Source organism: Ruegeria sp. A4 (assembly GCF_056543025.1).
In genome coordinates this window covers 22,125-43,158 of the sequence record NZ_JBQGAW010000002.1, presented here as the reverse complement: position 1 = coordinate 43,158, position 21,034 = coordinate 22,125, and the positions used below count along the sequence as shown (strand labels likewise).

The window sequence follows — 21,034 nt, the reverse complement described above, 5'->3', positions numbered from 1 at the left end:
GGCTATTCCCATTCAAGTTCGGTGAATGCGACCGTTGCATTGCGCGGGTTGTAGGTGTCAAACAAGTCCCAGTGCACCGCTTCTTCCTGAGCGATCGTTTCAACCGCATCCCCCAACCGCTGGCCACTGTCGATTGCGTCGCGCGTGTCGCTTTCCAGCACGTTCAAATAGCGCATCATATCCTCGGCACCTTCAGGCCACGCCAGGATCGGCCCACCATGGCCCGGCACGATTTGGGTGACCTCAAGCCCGGTCATCTGTTTCAAGACGCGTTGCCAGCCTATCAGTTGACCATCCAATGCCGGGGTGTGCCGGTGAAATACAAGATCGCCGGTGAACATGACGCCGGTGTTTGCATCCATTACGGTCAAGTCATTCCCGGTATGTGCCCGGGGCCAGGCCCGCAGGATCAGTTTACGCCCGCCCAGATCAATCTCGTGCGTGGTTTCGACGGCGATGTCGACGGAAATCGGCCCGACGCCCACATAGGCGCTTTCGCCGATCGCGGCGCTCAGGCTTTCGACATAGTTGCCCAACCGGTCCAGCAACGCTCGCTCCAGCCCCACATGGCCGACAACCTGCGCACCTGAAAGGGCCAAAGGCTCTGTGCCCAATGTGTGATCGGGATGCATGTGAGTCAAAATTACGTGACTGACCGGCTTGTCCGTCTCGGCCCGAATGGCCCGCCAGACAGCCTCGCCTATCCATGGTGCCGTTCCCGTGTCAATCACGGCGACACTGTCCTGGCCAATGACAAACCCGATATTGGACACGTCGCCCAGATTGTCCGCGTCGGGTTCCGCTATCAAGCCGCGATGCACGAACAGACCGGGCGCAGCTTCTTCAAATTCCAGAGCCTGGCCAATGGGTTGGCAAAAAGGCGTGCCGCTACGCCAATCCGACAGCGGCGGAGGATTTGTTATCAGCTTCTGCTCGCATTCAGCCTGGGATCGGGCTTCGTAACCCGGCAAAAGTCGTTCTCTGCAAGGCTCTGTCGCAACCTGCGCGCATAGCAAAATCACGGCTTCAAACATGGCAGCCCTCCGACCGGAACATTGGCATAGATCTCTGCCCGAACCACCGCGCCTTTCGTCGGCATGTATTTTCCCCGCATTTTGTGGCACATTCTCGGCCACCGGTTGCCGGAGGAGACACCATGGCCAAAGCACTAGCACCCGCAGCGATCCTTTCTCTTGCGCTGTCCCTGCCGGCATGGGCACAGCAGCCGATCAAAAATCCGCTGGTCGACAGCGAAACCTGGAAGGACCTGCAATACGATGTCGTGGGCGACGCCCAGATCGGGAACGCGGACACGCTGCTTGCGCTGGACGCCCCTTACCGGGCGCATGATGCCGCAACGGTGCCGATCGTTTTGAAACAGCTTGATCCCGATGCCCGGATTTCCGCTGCCACCGTCGTTATCGACGAAAACCCGGCGCCGATCGCAGGCGTCTTCAGCTTTTCACCGGCCATGGGTCAGTTGGATTTCGAGATGCGCGTTCGCGTGAACCAATATTCGAATGTCCGCGTGATCGCTGAAACGCCTGACGGGCTTCATATGACAGGCCGGTTTGTCAAAGCGTCGGGCGGCTGTTCGGCACCGGCCAGCAAAGACCCAGAGGTCGCATTGGCGTCCATGGGCAAGATGAAGCTGCGCAGCTTTGGGGAAGAGGCGCAGATTTCAACATCACGCCGAGAAGCTCAAATCATGATCCGCCACCCGAACTATTCCGGCCTGCAACGCGACCAGGTCACGCAACTGTTCATCCCCGCGCATTTCATCGACCATATCGAAGTCTGGCAGGGGGATGAGTTGCTGTTCACGATGGATGGCGGCATCTCGATCTCGGAAAACCCGGCTTTCCGTTTTGCCTACAATGACAACGGCTCGACCATGTTGACGGTCAAGGCAACGGATACCGAGGGCAACACGTTCGAAAAAGACCTACCCAAAGCTACGGCCAGCTGACGGACGAGCCTGCGTTTATCGGAAACAGACAACCTCGGCTTCGGCCTGCGCCCGGCGCAGGTCAGCCACCATGTTTTCGGCCAGCACCGCGCTTTTGAAAAACGCCATACGCTCTCCTCCGACCCGGCGCATCGACAGAACCGTTTCCGCCTGTTCGTATTGCTCATACGGCAGAATCGAAGCGATCAAATCGATCGAGCATGAGCACCTGTCCAGCATCTCGCGGGTTTGACCGTTGGTGACCATGCATGCAAACACGTAATCCGCGCGCGCCGCGGTCGGGTAGTCATTGAGCCGATCCGCAACGCTTTGTGCTGACGCTGCAATGGGCGCTGCCAGAATGCCCGCGACCAGCGCTTTAAAGGTCATGCGGCCGCGTTCCCTAATTTGGCCTGGCGTTTTCATTCGCGACCCTCCTGCATTCCTTCAAACCGCATTTCCGATCGATAAACGGCCGTGCCGTCACGTTCGGAAACAGCTTCCGCCACAAGGCTCAGATACCAGCCCGGGACCTCTTCGGACACCGTGACGCGAAGAACCAGGTCTCCGAACCCTTGCATCCGGTCGCGGTTCGGATCCTCGGCGAAAGGACGCATGAAAATGGTCCGAACGGGGATGGTTTTGCCACCAATCGCCGCCTCGCCCTCGACGATCTCGGCAGGTTGAACCAGCGCATCCTTGATACGATTTCGGATGTAAAACGGGCTGCCTCCGGCGGACTCGGCCATATCCCGTATGGCGCTTTCATAGAAAACCATGATCATCGGATTGCCGACGCTGGCCGGAAAAACACCCATGGCGCGGTGTTTGTCATCTTGGCGAAATTCCAGATGGGCCATCTCGTTCCCGTCATCCGAAAAACTGAGAGAGATAAGACCACTATCACGTTCCGCCGCATCGGGTCTTATCCGGTTTGTGACGGTACGTTGATAAATCAACTCCTTGTCACGTTCGATTGTGTCCAAAACGCCATTTTGGAACAGCAAATCATAGGCTTGCTCGGCATCAACCGATGCCGCGGAAACGGCATTCAAACTCAGAAACAAAACGGCGATGCCGCAAAGAAGCCTTCTCATAACCTGGCCCTCCCAAGGATGAGAGTATGGGCAAATCGCCCCATGTCATCGCCGACTTTTGTCGGTGTTGAGCGTTTGCGCGTGCAGGGCATTCTGTATTTTCCAGAAGATCAAAGACCGCAGCCGAGGCAGCTTGACCGGTTTCGCCATAACCGAAATTTCATGCCGCAATCCGTCTTTGCGCAACGCTTCGCTGCGATCAGCCGTGATCAGGATCGCCGGAACTTGAGTCTGCGTCATCTCTCGGATCCGGTGAATGGCCATCACGCCAGTTTCCCCATCATCCAATTGATAGTCGGCCAGAATGATATCCGGGGGCATTCCTATGTCTTTTGTGAATTGCAGCGCTTCTTTCGGTGACCGGGCCGGCAGAACACTGGCGCCGTTCTGTTCCAGCCACTGCGTTGTTCCAAAAAGAACGTCACGGTCGTTTTCAATCACCAGAATGATGAAATCCAACGGCACGTCGCCCGTATTGGCCAGAAGATCCAAGGGTTCGATGGTGCTTGGCCCGGTTTCGACCCTGTCCATCTCTATGCTGAACACCGAACCTATGCCAGGTTTGGACCGCAGCGACAGCTTATGACCCAACAACCGGCAGGCGCGGTCCACGACGGACAAACCCAGCCCCATGCCGGACCCCAATGGCACGTTTTCGGCCCGCGTGAATTCCTCGAACACGCGTTCCTGGTCTTTGCGTGCGATCCCGATACCCGTATCCCAGACCTGCAAAATGACCTTGTCGCCGCGCCTGCGGCACCCCACCAGAACCCGACCACCCGGTTCGGTATACTGGATGGCATTCACGACCAAATTCTGGATCGAGCGCAACAGATAGACCGGGTCGGATTTCACGATTTCCGAACACGGAACCACATCAAGCGTCACATTCTTGCTCTCGGCCACCAGCGTTTGGTCGCCCTGTATCCCTACAATCATCGTAGCAAGGCTAACTTCTGTCGGTGAGACCGTGTCCGGGTCAGCGGTTTCAAGCCGCGATATATCCAGCAATGAGTGCAGCAGTTGTTCAGCAGATCCAAACGCACCGTCCAACCGCTCCATCATCTCATGAAGCTCGGTTTCACGCGTGATCTCCAGCAGGGTCGAGATCATGAGTTTTGCGGCATTGATCGGTTGAAGCAGATCGTGGCTGGCGGCCGCAAGAAATCGTGTCTTGGAAGAAACCGCAGCTTCGGCGCGTTCCTTTGCAATCCGCAGCGCCTCTTCCACCCGCGCTTTTTCTTCGTATTCCTGAACCAGCTTGGCGTTGGCATGGGTCAACTCTGCCGTGCGTTCCATTACCCGGTTTTCCAGGGTTTCGGTCGCGCGTGCCTCAAACGTTACGTCTTTCAGTTCGACCAGAAAACCACCATCCGGCAGCTGGTTGACCTGAATGTCCAATACGCGGTCTGATCCGTCGCGCACACGTTTGCGTAACCAGCCACGGCTTTTCAGCTCGTGTTGCCATTTGCCGATCCTGAGTTCATCATCGGCCTTGATCAACCCACGCGCCCGCATCAAATCCAAAAGCGTTTGCACTGGCATATTTGCCTGCAAGACGGAAAGCGGCAGGTTCAGTATTTCCCTGAACCGCGCATTGTGCATCATGATCTTCGTATCTGATGAAAACGTGCAAACGCCTGAGCTCATGTTTTGGAAAACCGCCTGAAGGTAGTCCTCCTGACGGTCAATAAGGGTTTCTTTCTCATCACGGTTTCTGCGAACAACGGATGTGATATCGGTCAACAGAATGACCACATTCTGAGGCGACGTGTATTGTGCGCTGAGTTGATACCAACGATCCCCAATCAGTTCGATCACGTCGCTGGACACCATCCCGGTATGGCAATTGCGCTCAAGCGTATCCAGCATTTTCGATATGCCATTGTCGGACGATACGAATTCGGGGCTGTTCTGCACCAACAGAAAAAACCGACCCAGGCTGAGGCCGGGCCCGACAATATCGGACATATCAGGGAAGATCGCCTGAAACAGCTCGTTGCACAGGTTCAATTCACCATCCGTGAACAGCGCAAACCCTTCTTCCATGGAAGACAGGGCCTTGACGAGGCTCTTGCGGGTTTGTTCGCGTTCGTACCTGGCGCTTTCAAGTTCGGTGGTCGCGCGTTCCAGATCGCGACTCTGCTTCATCACCTGCTGCTGCAACTCTATCGCCGATTGAAACGCCAGAAAGGCGGACGGGCCTACATCTTTCTGACGGTTGGCGCGCCGCATCAGCGCATCAATGATCTTGGCCTGTTTGGATATCTGGATCTCTGGCGGGTCGTCCGGATTAAGCATGGTCAGCTCAGTTCCCGCTTTTCGGGTTCAAAGAAAGCGACCCCTACAAAGGTCTGGTTCATGTGTACGCCGGATTGCTGCTCTCCGTAGGTGTTGAAGCCAACCACCCGGTGGGATTGCAAAACATCCGAAACCTGTTTGCTCAACTGCTTCTGTTCGATTTCGAGTTTCCGCAGAATACAGTCGAACCCAAGAATGAAATCCGGGGCCGCGCCGGTGTTGTCGCGCACATTCAGTCCAGCTTCGAGCGTTTCAATGATCTCCTTCCCGCGCCCCAGTGTCATGATAAGGCCGTCATCGATCGCCGCGAGAAAAGACAGGGATCCCCCCTCCATCGGTTCACGAATGGCACGCACATAGTAATTGAGGTTCTGCCTGAGAAGCAGCGGGTTTTCCGCGAATACCAGTGGCGAAAGATCTTCGGCCGCGCACCCGACCAGTCGTGCATATTCCTGCGCTGCCGGCGCCCCGTTGATCTCATACACCACCCGTTCTTCCGGGTTGGCGTCGGTGATTATGATCTCTGACCCGATGGGCAGGAAATGATCAAAACCGATACCCTGAAAACCAAGGTTGGTTTCAATCAGCAACAGGACGGCAGCATTGTTGTGCGCGCTGCCACCGTGAAAAACGAACGTCTCTTCGTATTGAAGGCCATCCCCGGCAGAGCCGCCGAATATCGGCAATCCATCCAGAACGGTTTCCAGCGTTGAAACCAGCAAGTCTTCCTGCTTGGACAATCCATCCGTAAACACCAGCGCCAGCCTGTTCCACCCCGCCGTGTGGCGGAATCTTTCGGCAAGTCGCTGCGCTGCGGCAGCGATCTCCATTGAATTGAGCGGCCTGAGCGACTCGAACAAAATGGACGAACACCGAAAGTTGGACTTTGGAAAGGCCAACAGCAAAAGCGCATGCGATTCATAACCCGATCGCGTGATTTGACCTGCGGTGGTGCAGCCAAAGACTGGAACACCCGCAAGTCTTCTGTTCAGGCAACGTGACACCTCTGCCGGGTCAAGAGTGCTGGGGACAAAGGCCAGGACAAAGCAGGACGACAGACTATCGATTTCCGCGCAGGCTTCTTCAACGGCGGTCGTCGGGTCCAAATCATCGGAACGGCCAATCGCAATGAAATTTGGTTCATGCTCCAGATCCCGCATGTGTCCCCCCTAGTGTTGAAGAAAGGATTTGACCTCCGGTTCGTGTCGCGACTGTCTGGCGACAACCGAGTCGACCAGAACAGCGGCCTGGGTCCGGTTGCGCACCCCAAGGCGGCGCAGCAAAGCGGTGATATGCGCCTTGACCGTCGCCTCTGCCAACGACAGCTCATAGGCAATCTGTTTGTTGGATTGGCCCACGCAGATAAGCTTGAGAATTTTGACCTGCTGTGGCGTCAGTGATGAAAGCTCGGGGCTGGATTGGTAGACGGTGCTTTCGGAGGGCTTCAGCTCTTCGACGCGGTTGTATTCGGTGGGTACGTATCTCCGCCCAGAGGTGATCTCCTGAATGGCGTGTTTCAGGGTTTGCGCCGGCGTATCTTTCGGCAGAAACCCCATCGCACCGTGGTCCAGCAAAGATCTTACCAGCTCTCCGGATGCCAGGGATGATATCACCAGAACCGGCGCATTCGGACAGCGCTGCCGTAGCTGCTGAAAACCCGAGATACCCGTTACGTCCGGCAATTTCAGATCGAACATGATCAGATCGGGCTTGAAGCCTGCGCCAAGTATTTCAAGTGTCTGCTTCAGCGTGTTGGCTTTTTCAATTCGGCAGTTCTCGAAACTCAGCTGCAATGCCGCGGCCAACGCATCGCTGAACAGCGGATGATCATCCACGATAAGCACGCTGGACACCTGGTCCACCGGTTTAGGGCATCCCGCAATGTGCATTGCTTCTCCTCCGACAGGAAAGTTACAGCATTTCCCGATCAGTTCAACTGTTTCATTTTGAGACATGCAAAAGATACCATAGATAACAAATGCTTGATGACTCAGCCGGTCTGGTTCCTGAGGAAGACCCTGGCAAACGCGTTCAAATCGGGCGCCGCAGCATTGGGATCAAAATACTGCCTGTCAAAGTCTTGCATGTGTTTGAGTCGACTGGATGAAGGGCCGTCGCGGCGCAGGATGGCAGAAGCCGCTTGCCGCAGCCTGTCTGCGCGACCAGCCCTTGCACTGCGTCGCAATTCCCGGGCCAACGGGTCAAAAACCCCAAAGCGACGCAGTGCCCTTGAAACGGCCAGTTTGTGACCGGACAGCCCCAACCCCAAACCGGCCAGAAAAACGACAATGGCGATTGCGGCCATTGGCCAACCCAACAGCGTTGCTGGTGGCGCATCTGCCTCTGCGCCGCCAAGGCCTGCGTTTTCGATGGCCGTGCCATAGGCAATGCGTTGTGGTGAGATGACGACCTCTCGGGTTTCACGGGCCACGGTATCAAAGTAACTGAATTGCAAGGGTTCAACGATGCCGGACGTGTCGTTCGAGGGGCGTATGGTCCAGCGCCAGAACGCATGGGTGACCGGCCCCTCCGGGGTCAGTTCGACAAGCCGTTTCTCAGGATGCGGGAAGATCAGGGCCGAAGGCGAGGTCAACTCGGGCATGGGCGGGATCATCTCGGGCGTCGCGCCCAGGGCTTCCAGTCGAATGACGCGCAAGACCCCCTCACCCGGCGCAAGTTGATCCGGCGAATTCGACCACTGATCCGAAATCTGCAATTTGCGAACCGGAAACCACCACTCCTTGGTGGCCGGGGCTTGCGCCACCTGAATGGTCAGCGGCTCTGATTGAATCTCGTGTTCGAACCAGTCGTCATTTTCGTCTGTCAGGGTCAACCTGTGCACAAACGGACCAATTGAAAGTTTGCCTGCCTCGACAGGATAGATCGCCATCCGTCGGGTGAACACTTTGTATTTCCGGCCATTGATCCTTTGTTCCGACCAGCTGTCCGGGCCCAGTTGCGCCCAGCTGAACCCATCCAAGCGGGGTTGGATCAGTTCTTCGCGCGTGATGTGCCGACGATAGACACCCCGGATCGTCAACAGCACCATCTCTTGGGTGAACGGAATCGGGGCATTGTCTTCGACGGCAACTTCGATCAACGCCTCGGACGGCAGCACTGTTTTCGACTGCGCCAAAACCTGCATCGGAAATGCAATAAGAAGCAGAAACAGCCACTTCATTCCGGGTTCTCCGCTTCTGGCGGCGAAAGACCAAGCTTTTCCCGGCGTTTGTGTTCGTGTGCGATCCTGGCCGCCATGAACTCACCCGGAACATCGGAAAGCTGATTGAGCCAGCGCAGATCGGCAACCATGAACTTGTCATCAAAGATACGGCGCACGCCCAGTTGCCCGCGACTGTCCAATTCCGCCAATCCCAGCATCGTGTTCGCGTTCGTGACCTCACTGCCGGTTCCCGCCGCCCGCGCATTCCCGCGCGCGACAAAACTGTCGGCCTTGGGGCCGGATTTGCGTTCGGGGAAAAGGCTCAACGCCTCTGGGGTGATCTGCTGCCCTGCGTAATAGGCGGCCAGCACATCGAAATTCGCCTGAGCATCCAGGTTTCCCCTGGCCATGGCCTGATCATAGGCTTCCAGCGCGGCGGCCAATTGGCCGGTCCGGGCGTAAGCATTGCCAAGGTTGTACTGGTTCCCGGCGCGCTCGAAAGCACTGGCCGCTTTGTCAAAAACGCCCGCACGGTAGAAGGCAACACCTTGCCAGTCAGGGTCGGAAAACAGCTTTGCAGCCATTGGATACAGACCGATTGCCAATGCGACGCGGCCAAAAGGGGCAGCGCCGCCCAGCGCAAAGGCAACGGCAATACAAGTGGCACCTGCAATCGCGAACCATCTCATGCCCCTTCCCTCCAGAACAAAAACAGCAGGGGGAGCAGTGCGAAATACAGCATGTACCGCCCCAGATCATGCCAGAACAGCACCGGATAGTCCGCCCGTATCAAGCGGGTTGCGGCATCATCTGCCAGCCAATTGGCCAGATCATCTGACTGGTCCAAAGTGAAGACAGCGCCACCGCCGAGCGCGGCGTGGGTTTGGATTTGCGCAGTCGTGGGATGAACCGACACCAAAGACACGCGCACCCCTCGTGCGGCAAGCAATGCGACCTGCTGCAATGAGGGTGATCCAAGCCCGTCCTCGTCAGTGAATAGGACGACGTCTCCGGCCAGGATGCCCGCCTCTTCCATCCGCTGCAACGCCAAAGCCAGCGCGCGTTCGGGTCGCGATCCCTTGTCCGGAACGGTCTGTCCATCGATGAGCGACAGCGTTTGACCCAATTGGCGGTGATCGGTGGTCATATCCGTGGCGACATAGGCATCGCCCGCGTAAACGATGATGCCGCCGGGGCGGGACCCAAGCGCACTGACACCCAAACGCCCCATGCTCAGCAGTTGCGGCCAGCGGTCGTCTTCCACCACGCTGTCTGATGCATCCACAAGGAACAATACGCCATCCAGATTGCGATAGGTCTGCGCGTCGCGCCGTTCGATTGCCGGGCCGGTCAGGGCAATTGCGACGATCCCGGCGGTCAGAAGCAATGCGGCTGGTTTAACCGGGAAGGAGCCGCCTTCGATCCGGCCAATCGCGGCCATCGCCTGGACAAGCTGCGGGTCGGTGATCTTGTCCCAGGCTCCGAACCCTCCGGCACGGGAAAGCAACCACCACCCTGCCCCGCAGATGACGGGCAACAAAAGCCCCCAGGCCGGTCTGAGCAGAGTGACATCCAGCTCAATCATCACGCTTGCCTCCACGCCGCCAACAGGGCAAGCGCTGCCGCCATTGCTGCGGGCCAGGTCCAAAATGATCGGTAGACCTCGGCCGTAAGGCCCGCGCTGTCCGTCGCTTCCAGCCGATCCAAGGCTTGAGTCACGTCGACAAGATCATCGGTGGTTTTGACGCGAAACGCTTCGCCGCCGGAAATTTCGGCAATGGCGCGCAGGGTTGTCGTATCGACGACGCCGCGCTCACCAGGTTCGGCGCTTTGCAGGTCTTTCGGGCCCAGAGCAATTGTATGGACCCGCACCCCGATCTCGGCCGCCAGTTCGGCCACGCCACCGGGATTCGTAGCGCCCGCGTTGTTCACCCCATCCGACAACAGAATGACGACCCGCGACGCCGCCTGGCTGTTGGCCAGGCGCTTCAAAGCAAGGCCCAGACCATCGGATATGTTTGTCGCACGGCCCGAGATACCGATCGTGGCCTCTTGGATCCGTCGCGCGACAGCCTCTGTATCGAAAGTGAAAGGCGTGGCGAAATAGGCTTCGGATCCGAAAACAATCAAGGCCACCCGGTCGCCGGCGCGGCGTCGGGCGAACTCGGATCCAACGCGTGTCACCGCCTGCAAACGAGTGATCTGGTGCCCATCGAGATAAAAATCCTCCCGCACCATAGATCCCGAAAGATCCAGAACAATCGCAAGGTCCCGTCCGGACACTTTCAGGGCGTTGACGGGTTGCAGTTGGCGCGGACCGGACAGTGCAAAAATCATGAGCCCCCATATGATCCACAAAATCAGGAGGTCCGCCAAAGTCCGGGTCCTGGCCTGAGCCTGTGGGCTGGCCGCCATAAGCAATCCGCCTATGCGGTCCGGAACTGGGAACCCCCGCTCGAAAACCGGCCGCGGCTTGACCAAACGTGTGATGACAAGAGGCAATGGCAGCGCCAGCAAGATCCAGGGGTCAGCAAGCTCAAACACGACCCGCGACCTCCTCTTGCAGGGTCGCCAGATCCGGTTCGCCGCCGGGTTGATAAAGATCACCCGTCAACTCTGCATAACGCTTCGGATTCTGAGCGCGCAGTTTGTGCAAAAGAGCCACCCTGCGGCGATCCAAGGACCACCCCGGTTGTTCAACAGATCGATCAGGTGGATCCGGCCGCCTGTTTGCTGTGGTCCTGACACTCAACAACCGCAAGATTGCGACACAGCCGACCGAGGCCAGCGCCGCGATACCAAGAACAGCCGCGTATTCCGCAACCGCCCCGCCTGCGGCCTCGGCGGGCAAATGGATATCCCGCAGGCTGGCCAGCATCGTGGCTTCAGAGAGTGCTTTCTCACTCATGCCACATATCTTGCCGCGAAAACCGACGAAATGCGACGAGAGGTTTGTTCGACCGGGTCACTGGCATTCAGGACAAGCGCAGGATGTGTTGCCACCTTCTGAAACGCAAGTTCACCGGAAGGCTCTGCCCGGGCCAGATAGACCCGCTTTTGCCGCCCATCTGAAAGGCGGATCGGATACCAGCCTCTTGGCATCTCATGCGCTTTGCTTTCGGTCACAAGAAGCAGTCTGGGGGTGCGGCGATGATCGAGCCGGCCCAGCACGTCCGAAAAACCGTCTCCCTGCTGATCGAAGCCAGACGCGATGATAATCTCGGCCCCCGTCGGCGTCAGGCGCTCAACGCCGGCAAGTGCCTGTTCCAGCGTCCAGCTTTCATCCTCACCTTTTTGCAGCGCGGTCAGACTGCGCGCATGAGCCTGAACCAGGCCACCGATCACGTCCAGCATTCCGCGCGTTTTCCCTCGCAACGGTACGATGACGGGTGCGCCGGCGGTAAGCGCCAAAAGACCAACACGCCCGCCGCTTTCAACCATGAACCACCCGATCAGGGTCAAGGCTTCGGCGGCAGCGACTGACAGAAACGCCCGCTGGATGCCCCAGAACATCGGTGCACGAAAATCCGCAACCAACAGGGCGACGCGGTCCTGTTCCTCCTGAAACTGCCGGATATGCATACGCCCCGTGCGGGCGGTTGTTCCGCGATCCAAATGACGAATGTCATCCCCGTCCACATATTCGCGTACATCTGCAACCTCGACGCCTTGCCCGCGCTTTCGGGTCAGAAATCCTCCGGGCAGGGCCGTCATTGTCGGGTTGCCACGGTCGGTCAATGCGATATGCCGCAATGCAATCAAGGCCTCGGTCGTCAGGCGAACCCCCGCATGTGCCAGCACCCCCGTCACAGCGGCTCCACCGCATTCAGAATGTCGGCCACCAACTCGCGCGGCTTTTTCCCATCTGCAACGGCTCTCCAGGTCAGCACCATGCGGTGGGCCAGCGCATCGGGTGCAACAGCGGCGACATCTTCAGGCAGGGCGAAATCCCGGCCCCGCAGATAGGCGCGCGCGCGCGATGCCGAGGCCAGGGCCAATGACCCGCGCGGCGAGACTGCGTGTTCAATATATTCGGAAAACGGACCTTCACGGGTCGCAAGCACAAGCCGTACGATATAGTCCCGCAATTCTGGCGCGACGTGAACCGACTGGGCTTCGGCACGGGCAATCTTCAGCTCCTCAAGCGTCATCCGCTGCGCGTCCGGAGGCCCATTCCGGGTTTCGGCGATGACCAGATCAAGGATCTCACGTTCCGTTTCCAGATCCGGCAATGTCAGTATGACATGCAGCAGAAACCTGTCCAACTGCGCCTCGGGCAAGGGAAAGGTTCCATCATGTTCAATGGGGTTCTGGGTCGCCACAACCAGAAAGGGATCCGGCAGGGCGTATGTTTCATTACCAACCGTAACCTGATGTTCTGCCATGGCCTCCAACAAGGCAGACTGCACCTTTGGCGGCGCGCGGTTGATCTCGTCAACCAGCACCAGCGTGTGAAACACCGGCCCCGGAACAAACTCAAAGCGGCCTTCCTGAGGCTGGTAGACTGGCGTTCCGGTCAGATCAGAGGGCATCAGGTCAGGTGTGCATTGAATACGGGCAAAGCCGCCTTCGACAGCGTTTGACAGCCATTTGACCGCCCGTGTCTTCGCCAGCCCGGGCGGACCTTCTACAAGAAGATGGCCACCTTCCAGCAGCGCGATCAAAAGGGAGTCCACCAGATGCGCGTGACCGATAAGCCCCTGCGACAGATACGCGGACAATCCCGCAATGGCGCGTGGCGGGTTTTCAGGCCTCGTATCCATATGTCCTCCCATAGCCTCTGAGGGCGCATTGCCTGCGCTCAGGCTACCCGGAGTCACCCGCCCGACAAAACACGTCAGATGGTATTACCTGGGCACACGAACCGAATTGGTGCAGCCTTCATCAAAAAGGGCTGCAAATCTGGGATTGGCGAGGGTTTCGTCCGCCTGTGCCCATAGCCGATCATATTGGGCGTCAATGTATTCGATAAAGCCGGGGTCTATGGTTTGATCCACCGGGGACTGCGCGACAGCATGCATCATAAAGACGTCAAACGCACAAAGACCGCTTGGGTTCGAAGCCAGCAATGCGCGCATGAAGTCGTGCGAACTCCAAGGCAGGCGCTGCAAGTTTACCGGCGTTTCCTGCAACTTCGACAAGAACCCTGACGATTTGTCATATAGCAGGATGTCCATGCCGAAGGTGAAGGACTGAAACAGCTCTTCCAGCAGGATCGATTTGTGAAAATCCCTTTCAAGCTTGCTGGGCCGATCATGCGCCGGTTGTTTCACCACGATATGGGTCCCCTGCCCCCGATGACCAAAAAAGGTCTGTGCCATCGCCGGTGATGTCACCACATAGTTTCGACCCGCAGGCAAACCAAGCTGGTGGAGTTCGCTGAGCCAGTCGATATCTGACGAAAGGTCCCGATTGGGAGGGTACCCGGAATACAATCGCAAAACCACGGTTCGACCGGTTCCACAATCCCGCGCAGATGGGCCTGCGTAGCGCATGGGCGTCGGGTGGCCGAAGCTGTGTTTCAGCAACGCCCGAAAGGTATCCAGAACGACAAGCGTTTGCGGATGCGGTTTTTCGCCGACCAGGCACAAGGCTGCACCGGCCTGATCGCGGCCATTGATGTGAACGGGGATCGCCATGTCCCGCCCCAGCATCGTGGACCGCAGTTCATACCCCCATCCTCTCTGTGCAAGTTCGATATAATCGCTCTTCTCTGCACAAAGCGCGCCTGCAAAAGCGACAATCGCCAATACTTGCAACAACAGATAGCGCATTCAGCCCCTCTCAATGTGACGCGCATTCTATCTGGGATACGGGTCTCTCGCAAAATTTCTTGAGACCCGCCTTGATGGGAATGGCGATCCGTTAAGCCCGCCAGCTGAGCAACCTGCTGAACCGGGCAGAGCGGCCGGACGAGTATTGAACATTGCCGGCCATGTCGATCAGGTCCATTCCCGCAAGGACAGATATTTTAGTATCGATGGACTTAGACCATAGCATTGGCTCTGCCAGACATTTGTTAAACCGATGGCCTTGCTCAACAATGCTATCAGGAAATTTCAACCTTACGTTTTCAATTGGGACCGAAAGCCACCCGCACGTTAAACTCAGACGCATCAACCGCCAAAGCTTTGCAACAGAGCCCCCGTCACAGGGCAATTTTTCACATGAGCGATGGGGTCGCGGATATTGCGAAGGAGTGTTTCGGTGATCACGGTTGGGTCTTTCTGCTATGACGGCGCTTTGCGGGTAATGGCCTCGGCCATTTCCGCCAGCGCGATATGGGTGGTGTCCTTGATGCCGTCCACATGGGGGTCGATGATCCCATCGGCAGAATTGATCAGCCCGTTGGCGGTCATGACCTTCAACAGGCGGGCTTCCATCGCTGGGGTGTGGATCAGGCGGGCGTCGCCTGTGCGCATGGCCATGGCCGCGCAAATCGCTGTGCAGCCCCAATTCGAAACCGCAGCGGTCATCAGGATATCGGCGCCAGAGGTCGCGCCGATCCCACCGCCGCATGCGCAATCGCCGGGGGCAGCAAAAGGAACGGCGGTTTTCACGATATCGGCGACCAGCCCCATGCCGATCTCGTTGCCGCCATCACCCACAGCCAGCGTCGGGATACCTCGCGCCATGGCAGCATCGAACAGCATGTCGATGCGCGCCCGGCCTAAGCCGTAGTCGCGCCCACGCATGTTGTAATAGATGCCGTTTTCGTTGCGCCCCACGCGTTCGGTCGAGACCATGATATCGGGCTTGAGCTGATTCAGCATCTTGGCCGCCGCAACGGCGCCCTCGGCATCTGTCACCGGATACGGCAGCAAGGTTGCGCAGGCCATTGAGCCATCCGCACTGGCCTTGCGCGTCGTCTCAAGATCCACGATCGCGACGCCACAGGCCTGCAGGGTAGCAGCCATGGGCGGGATCAGCGTTTCCTCGATCACCAATACGCAGGTTGCTTTTCGGGCGAGCCAAAGCGCGCGAATGAGGGCCGCCGCCCCGGATGGGCCATCGTTTTCGCCCAAAGCCGGAGACAGCCACGCCCGCGACACGGAACCCGTGGTGACGATTGCCGTCCCGCTTTCGGGCATGGCAAGCAGCAAATCCGCCGCGGCGCCGCACAACGCTTGGCCCGCCAAGGCGCGCGAGGCGTCATAGAGCGGCTCGATCCCCCGGTTGCCGAGGTCGAGGTTCACCAGCCGGTCCAGCCTGTCATCATACTTTGCGAATTCGCTCATGACTCGTCTCCGAACAAAACCGCCGTGAACCACGCGTCATCGTCAAGCCTGTGCGACACTTCTTCTGTGGCCGCGTCCAGCGCCAACACCAAAGCAGCAACCCCACCCACGGCGGCCACAGCTCCGGCGGTCGGTTTCAGGCGCAGCGAAACCCTTCCGCCCGGCGCGCCATGGGTGTTCACGGTCAAAACGCCGTGCTCTTTCAGCAATAGCATACCAACGGCCGCTGTCGCCTCTGCCGGGACAATGTCGGTCTTGTCCCGTCTTGCCAGTGATAGCACCCGCGCTAACACGTCCTCTTCATCCAGCATCGGCCCCAGATCAGACCGCTGCACAACCTCTGCACCCCAGGCCCCGGCCAGCGCTTCTGCAATGGACGCGCCGTCGCTTGCCTCGATTCGCAAATCTTCCGGGTCAAAGGCCTGCAGGCTGCGCATCGCGCCGGCCGCTATGGGCGCGCGTGCCTCCTGGCCCAGTTCCGACGCCTTGGCAAGTGTGGCCAGTACCGGCGTGGACGCCCCACAAAGGATGCCCGCGCGCGGGCCGCACAGGCCCGCCTTATCCGCATTCGTGATGGCTATGTCCGCTCCCATGGAAAGGCTCAGCGCTCCACCATGCAGCACCGGGCGCAGACGCGCGCCATAAGCTTCGTCCATGAACACGGTGGCGCCCGCGGCCCGCCCCTCAGCTATGGCGCGGCTCGTCTCAGCGTCCGGCAATCGCGCCAACGTGCTTGTGACAGTCGTGATCACCACCAATGCGGGCGCGTGCTTGGTTATCGCTGGCCCTGGGTCCGCCGATCCTTCGATTTCCACAAGCTCAACGCCCGCCAGCCGACATCCGCGCACAACCGATGCGTGGCTGCGGTCCTTATCGGGCACCACGGAGACCACGGGTCGCCCATCGCATAGCGCCAATATGGCCGCCACAATACCTGCACTTGTGCGGTTGGTGACAGCGACCGTATCCCCGCCCCCAAAATGCGCGATGGCAGCCTGGGTCAGTTCCGCTGAAAACAGGCCCGGTCCCACCCATTCTTCGCAATAGGTCGACAGATCATCCGGTTTCAGCGGAAAGTAACGCGGGTTACCTGTAAAAATCCCAATTCCGTCAGCCCCGCGCGTTTCCAAGACCTCTGCCGCAACCGCTTGCGCATGGCGCAGCCGGCGGATTTCGGCTGCGCTGGAGGACAAATATCGCCCCCGCGCATAGCCGACCGAAGCGTCAATCGTGTTCCCGAACCGGTCTGTTTCCATGCCTACAGCGCCACGGTCACGCACTTACGATAGGTATAGGCCTCAAGCGCGCCTTCGATAGAATATTCGCTGCCCATTCCGGATTGCTTAATCCCGCCGTAAGACATGCCGGGGATTTGCCCGCCACCCTGATTGACCTGCACCCAGCCGGCCTCAAGCGCGCGGGTCATGCGGATGACGGTGCTCATGTCGTAGCTGAAAATGAACGCCGCCAGCCCGTAATGCGTGTCGTTGGCCTGCGCGATCATATCGGCCTCATCCTCCCACGGGATTGCGACCAGGACAGGGCCAAACACTTCTTCGCGGGCAATCCGCCAAGAATTGTCTAGCCCCGTCAGGATTGTGGGGATCGGATGAAACCCATTGTCTGTTGCCTTTGGCGTTTCGCCTGTCAGGAATGTGGCGCCTTGCTCTTCGGCCTCAGCGACATAGGCACAAATCTCAGAGTAGCGTTCTTCATTCACCACGGCCCCGATGTCGCTGTCTTCATCCAGCGCATCGCCGATTTTCATCGCAGCAGCCTTTTCTGCGACCAAAGGCATCAGGTCATCCCAGACAGATTTATGCACAAACAGGCGAGATCCGGCTGTGCAGCTTTGCCCCTGACGTGCAAATCGCATGGCATTGACCACACCTTGCGCCGTGGCGTCGATACGCTCTGGTGCGCAAGCGTCGGGAAAGATGATGCAGGGGCTTTTGCCCCCCAGTTCAAGCGTTACATTGGCCACCCGATCCGCCACGGAATGAGCCACCAGTTTGCCCACTTCGGACGATCCGGTGAACGACACTTTCGCGATACCGGGATGATTGACCAGCGCCGCGCCGGCCTCTTCCCCAAGCCCGGTGACCACGTTTAAGACACCTGGTGGAAAGATGTCGGCAGCCAGCTCAACCAGCCTCAGAACGGCGAGTGGCGCATCTTCGGCAGGTTTCAGGACGATGCAGTTGCCCGTGGCCAGCGCCATGGAAATCTTCACCGCGCCTAATTGCAAGGGCGAGTTCCATGGGATGATCGAGCCGACAACGCCCAATGGCTCGCGCGTGGAATACGACATGAGCCCGGGGCCAAAGGGCAGCGTCTCGCCCTTTTGCTCACCCGCAACACCGCCATAATACTTGAGCACTCCAGCCGCGCCCATCGCTTCGCCCCGGGATTGTGTGCGGACCGCATTGCCACTTTCGGCGGCCAGAACGCGGGCGACCTCTTCGGCATGTGTAGTCAGGCGGTTGCCCAGCTCGGTCAGCATTGCGCCGCGTTCTGCGGCGGGTCGCGCGGCCCAGTCCCGGCGCGCCCGTTCAGCGGCGGCAACGGCAAGGCTTATTTCTACTTTGGTCCCCCGGCCAATCTCGCAGATCGTTTCGCGCCGCGAGGGGTTTTCAACTGCCAGCATCTCTCCGCTTGCGGGCCAATGCCATTGCCCGTCTATGAAGGACCCGGCCAACCCATCTGTGGGCAAGGTATAATCCAGAATTGCCATATGTTATTCCTTCTGGTGCTCGGGCAACGCCCGAAGCGTGGTGTAAAAGGCCGAGAAGTCGCGGTCGCCGCGCGTTTCGGCAAATTTTGTAAAGGCTTTGGCCGCCTCGGCCCCGAAAGGCGTGGGCTGTCCGCTCGACTTTGCCGCCGCCTGAGCAAGTTGCAAATCCTTTGCCATCAGGCGCACTGCAAAGCCGGGGTCAAAGTTGTTGGACGATGGGGCGTCGGGAACCACACCGGGTATCGGGCAGCGGTTTTCAAGGGTCCAGCTTTGCGCCGCGGCCCCCGCGCACAACGCATAGAATTTGTCGAGATCGAGGTCCAAGGCGTCGGCAAGCGCAAATCCTTCCATCACCGCCATCGCGGTAATACCGCAGATCATGTTGTGACTGGCCTTCGCGGCCTGCCCCGTTCCGGGTCCACCGAAATGGGTAATTTTGGAGCCCATTGCCAGCAGGATTGGTTGCGCCCGTTCGACATTCGCCGCATCTCCGCCGACCATGAAGCTAAGTGTCCCGGCCTCGGCCCCAGCAGGGCCGCCGGAAACGGGCGCGTCTAGCATTGCCAACCCATGAGACATCGCCTCAAGGGCGAGCGCATGCGCCGTGTTCACATCAATGCTCGAACAATCGATCACCAGCGCGCCGGGTTTGGCAGCCGCTCGGATCAGTGTCTCATGAACGCGCGCGACGTGATCGGCTTCTGGCAGCATGGTGATAATGACCTCTGCCGCTGCGATGGTATCCGACGACGGCGCGATCGCACCGACAAACGCTTCACGCATTTCGGGGCTGATATCCATGCCCGTTACGTCATGGCCTGCGTCCCGCAGAACTTGCGCCATCGGACGGCCCATCGTGCCCAAGCCAATAAACGCAATCCTCGCCATGTTCACCCCGCCGAAGTCGTAGAACGTCAAATGCTGGTTTGTAGTATTGCGCAGGAAAAGCCGACGTTTGCATGAAAGATTCTGGTCTGAGTGCGCGAATTTTCGAATTGCCATTGCGTGAGTTTGCGCAATCCTTGCGTAGATTGTTCTTCTAAGGACCGCCCGATGGCCCGCAGAACCCGCTCAAAAACCGACAGTTGCGCGCCCCGCATCACTCCGCCTCCACAGGGTGGGCGGTTTGCGCCACTGGATGCTGCTGCGGTAGATCGGATCGTGCAGGCCGCGTTTGATATCCTTGCGCAGACCGGGATCGCAGAATGCCCCGACGCCATCGCAGAACAATTCGTCAATGCCGGGGCAACCAGACGTTCGGATGGGCGGGTCTGCTTTTCGCAATCGATGGTGGAAACCGCCATTGCGCGGGCGGCGAGGCGCGTCAATCTACCAGGGTTTGTGGAGGATATGGGCCTGACCGTTGGCGGCGGCCGTGTGCATATCGGAACAGGCGGAGCGGCGACAGAGGTTCTGGACAGCGCCACCGGCGAGTTTCGCGGTGCCCAGCTGTACGATCTCTACGATCTTATGCAGTTGGTGGGACGATTGCCGAACATCCACTACGGTTTGCGCCCGGTGATTGCACGGGACATGGACCAGCCCTTGCTGCTGGACCTCAACACCGGGTTTGCCTGTCTCAGGGCCTGCCCCAAACCCATCGGGATCAGCTTTGACAGCGCCGCGCATCTGGATCCGGTTATCGCCATGTTCGATATGGCCCTGGGCCACGAGGGCGCCTTTCGAGCGCAACCCTTCTGTTTCGGCGTGATCGTGCATGCGGTCTCGCCGCTGCGCTTTGCGCCCGAAGGGTTAGACATTATGCAACGGGCCATGGCCCACAGAATGCCGCTGCAGATCTGCACCGCGGCGCAGGCGGGGGCAACCAGCCCTGTCACTTTGGCGGGCGCGCTGGCGCAGGGTCTTGCGGAAACGCTGGCTGGGTTGATGGTCGTCGACGCCCTCGAGCCGGGGTATCCCTGCATCTTTGCGTTCATGCCATTCATTTCCGATTTGCGCACCGGTGCAATGACAGGTGGATCAGGCGAAGCTGCCGTCGCCGCCGCTGCCGCCGCGCAATTGCTGTTGCATCTAGGCTTGCCGTCAACCGCTTCTGCGGGAATGACCGATGCCAAAACCCCCGATGCGCAGGCGGGGTATGAAAAAGGGTACACGGTGGCTCTTGCAGCGCAAGCCGGGGCAGACATGATCAACCTGTCTGTTGGCATGCTCGGGTCCATCATGGCCGCCTCGCGCGAGGCATTGGTGATCGACGATGACATGTGTGGCGCGATCCTACGGTCGGTTCGCGGGGTCGAGTTGACCGAAACCGCGATCGACCTCAGCCGGATCGAAGCCGTGGCGACCGGCGAAGGGCATTACCTGGGCGAGGCGCAGACACTGGAACTCATGAAATCCGAATACACTTATCCGAGCCTCGGCAACCGGCAGAGTATTTCGGATTGGAAAGATGCCGGGTCGCGCACGATCTGGGATGTCGCTGTTGATCGCAGCGCCGAGATGTTGCGCGAGCAACCAACCCATTTGCCCAAGGACCGGGAGGCCGCGATACGCGCCGCTTTCGATATCCGATTGCCCGAAGGAAAATAGCCC

Annotated in this window: 21 protein-coding genes; 2 read left to right on the top strand and 19 right to left on the bottom strand. The window is 58.9% G+C overall.

Annotated elements, in window-relative coordinates; translation table 11 throughout:
• Positions 1-2 precede the first annotated feature (2 nt).
• Positions 3-1,034, bottom strand: a complete 1,032-nt coding sequence (locus ACR0E2_RS09450) for a quinoprotein relay system zinc metallohydrolase 2 (protein WP_480446220.1) — start codon at positions 1,032-1,034, stop codon at positions 3-5.
• A 122-nt stretch (positions 1,035-1,156) separates the two neighbouring features.
• Here ACR0E2_RS09450 and ACR0E2_RS09445 point away from each other — a divergent pair, with 122 nt between their 5' ends.
• Positions 1,157-1,969 carry a quinoprotein dehydrogenase-associated SoxYZ-like carrier gene (locus ACR0E2_RS09445; RefSeq protein WP_480446219.1) on the top strand — a complete coding sequence of 271 codons (813 nt, stop codon included), beginning with the start codon at positions 1,157-1,159 and terminating at the stop codon, positions 1,967-1,969.
• A 15-nt stretch (positions 1,970-1,984) separates the two neighbouring features.
• Here the strand turns inward: ACR0E2_RS09445 and ACR0E2_RS09440 are convergent, their stop codons facing one another.
• The 18 genes from ACR0E2_RS09440 to ACR0E2_RS09355 all read right to left on the bottom strand — a co-directional run bounded on the left by ACR0E2_RS09440 (position 1,985) and on the right by ACR0E2_RS09355 (position 19,369).
• Entirely contained in the window at positions 1,985-2,338 is a 354-nt protein-coding gene (locus ACR0E2_RS09440) for a hypothetical protein (RefSeq protein ID WP_171229304.1), read from the bottom strand.
• Positions 2,339-2,370: 32 nt separating this feature from the next.
• Positions 2,371-3,045: a hypothetical protein gene (locus tag ACR0E2_RS09435; RefSeq protein ID WP_171229305.1), complete on the bottom strand. Its 675-nt coding sequence runs from the start codon at positions 3,043-3,045 to the stop codon at positions 2,371-2,373.
• A 45-nt stretch (positions 3,046-3,090) separates the two neighbouring features.
• Positions 3,091-5,346, bottom strand: coding sequence for a hybrid sensor histidine kinase/response regulator (locus ACR0E2_RS09430; RefSeq protein WP_480446218.1), 2,256 nt, complete (start codon positions 5,344-5,346; stop codon positions 3,091-3,093).
• Between the two features lie 2 nt (positions 5,347-5,348).
• Entirely contained in the window at positions 5,349-6,506 is a 1,158-nt protein-coding gene (locus ACR0E2_RS09425; RefSeq protein WP_171205907.1) for an FIST N-terminal domain-containing protein, read from the bottom strand.
• Positions 6,507-6,515: 9 nt separating this feature from the next.
• Entirely contained in the window at positions 6,516-7,235 is a 720-nt protein-coding gene (locus tag ACR0E2_RS09420) for a response regulator (RefSeq protein WP_171118293.1), read from the bottom strand.
• Between the two features lie 101 nt (positions 7,236-7,336).
• On the bottom strand, positions 7,337-8,527 hold the full coding sequence (locus ACR0E2_RS09415) for a hypothetical protein (protein ID WP_480446217.1): 1,191 nt from the start codon (positions 8,525-8,527) through the stop codon (positions 7,337-7,339).
• Complete coding sequence (locus ACR0E2_RS09410) at positions 8,524-9,198, bottom strand: tetratricopeptide repeat protein (protein WP_171232390.1); 675 nt, start codon at positions 9,196-9,198, stop codon at positions 8,524-8,526. Before ACR0E2_RS09410 ends, ACR0E2_RS09415 begins: the two co-directional genes overlap by 4 nt.
• Entirely contained in the window at positions 9,195-10,094 is a 900-nt protein-coding gene (locus ACR0E2_RS09405; protein ID WP_480446216.1) for a vWA domain-containing protein, read from the bottom strand. Before ACR0E2_RS09405 ends, ACR0E2_RS09410 begins: the two co-directional genes overlap by 4 nt.
• Positions 10,094-11,053: a VWA domain-containing protein gene (locus ACR0E2_RS09400; RefSeq protein ID WP_480446215.1), complete on the bottom strand. Its 960-nt coding sequence runs from the start codon at positions 11,051-11,053 to the stop codon at positions 10,094-10,096. The genes ACR0E2_RS09405 and ACR0E2_RS09400 overlap by 1 nt, the downstream gene beginning before the upstream one ends.
• Complete coding sequence (locus ACR0E2_RS09395) at positions 11,046-11,417, bottom strand: hypothetical protein (RefSeq protein WP_480446214.1); 372 nt, start codon at positions 11,415-11,417, stop codon at positions 11,046-11,048. Before ACR0E2_RS09395 ends, ACR0E2_RS09400 begins: the two co-directional genes overlap by 8 nt.
• Positions 11,414-12,319 carry a DUF58 domain-containing protein gene (locus ACR0E2_RS09390; protein ID WP_480446213.1) on the bottom strand — a complete coding sequence of 302 codons (906 nt, stop codon included), beginning with the start codon at positions 12,317-12,319 and terminating at the stop codon, positions 11,414-11,416. Before ACR0E2_RS09390 ends, ACR0E2_RS09395 begins: the two co-directional genes overlap by 4 nt.
• Positions 12,316-13,272: an AAA family ATPase gene (locus tag ACR0E2_RS09385; RefSeq protein ID WP_480446212.1), complete on the bottom strand. Its 957-nt coding sequence runs from the start codon at positions 13,270-13,272 to the stop codon at positions 12,316-12,318. The genes ACR0E2_RS09390 and ACR0E2_RS09385 overlap by 4 nt, the downstream gene beginning before the upstream one ends.
• A gap of 84 nt (positions 13,273-13,356) precedes the next feature.
• A complete protein-coding gene (locus tag ACR0E2_RS09380) occupies positions 13,357-14,283 on the bottom strand; it encodes a hypothetical protein (protein WP_480446211.1) in 927 nt (308 codons plus the stop codon).
• 91 nt (positions 14,284-14,374) lie between these two features.
• A complete protein-coding gene (locus ACR0E2_RS09375; RefSeq protein WP_480446210.1) occupies positions 14,375-14,509 on the bottom strand; it encodes a hypothetical protein in 135 nt (44 codons plus the stop codon).
• A 230-nt stretch (positions 14,510-14,739) separates the two neighbouring features.
• The gene (locus ACR0E2_RS09370) at positions 14,740-15,747 is read right to left on the bottom strand and encodes a glutamate cyclase domain-containing protein (RefSeq protein WP_171232396.1); all 1,008 of its coding nucleotides are present in this window, start codon (positions 15,745-15,747) and stop codon (positions 14,740-14,742) included.
• Positions 15,744-17,003, bottom strand: coding sequence for an aminotransferase class I/II-fold pyridoxal phosphate-dependent enzyme (locus ACR0E2_RS09365; protein WP_480446209.1), 1,260 nt, complete (start codon positions 17,001-17,003; stop codon positions 15,744-15,746). Before ACR0E2_RS09365 ends, ACR0E2_RS09370 begins: the two co-directional genes overlap by 4 nt.
• A gap of 2 nt (positions 17,004-17,005) precedes the next feature.
• The gene (locus ACR0E2_RS09360) at positions 17,006-18,481 is read right to left on the bottom strand and encodes an aldehyde dehydrogenase family protein (protein ID WP_480446208.1); all 1,476 of its coding nucleotides are present in this window, start codon (positions 18,479-18,481) and stop codon (positions 17,006-17,008) included.
• A 3-nt stretch (positions 18,482-18,484) separates the two neighbouring features.
• Positions 18,485-19,369 carry an NAD(P)-dependent oxidoreductase gene (locus ACR0E2_RS09355; RefSeq protein WP_480446207.1) on the bottom strand — a complete coding sequence of 295 codons (885 nt, stop codon included), beginning with the start codon at positions 19,367-19,369 and terminating at the stop codon, positions 18,485-18,487.
• A gap of 165 nt (positions 19,370-19,534) precedes the next feature.
• Here ACR0E2_RS09355 and ACR0E2_RS09350 point away from each other — a divergent pair, with 165 nt between their 5' ends.
• Positions 19,535-21,031 carry a trimethylamine methyltransferase family protein gene (locus ACR0E2_RS09350; protein WP_480446206.1) on the top strand — a complete coding sequence of 499 codons (1,497 nt, stop codon included), beginning with the start codon at positions 19,535-19,537 and terminating at the stop codon, positions 21,029-21,031.
• Positions 21,032-21,034 lie beyond the last annotated feature (3 nt).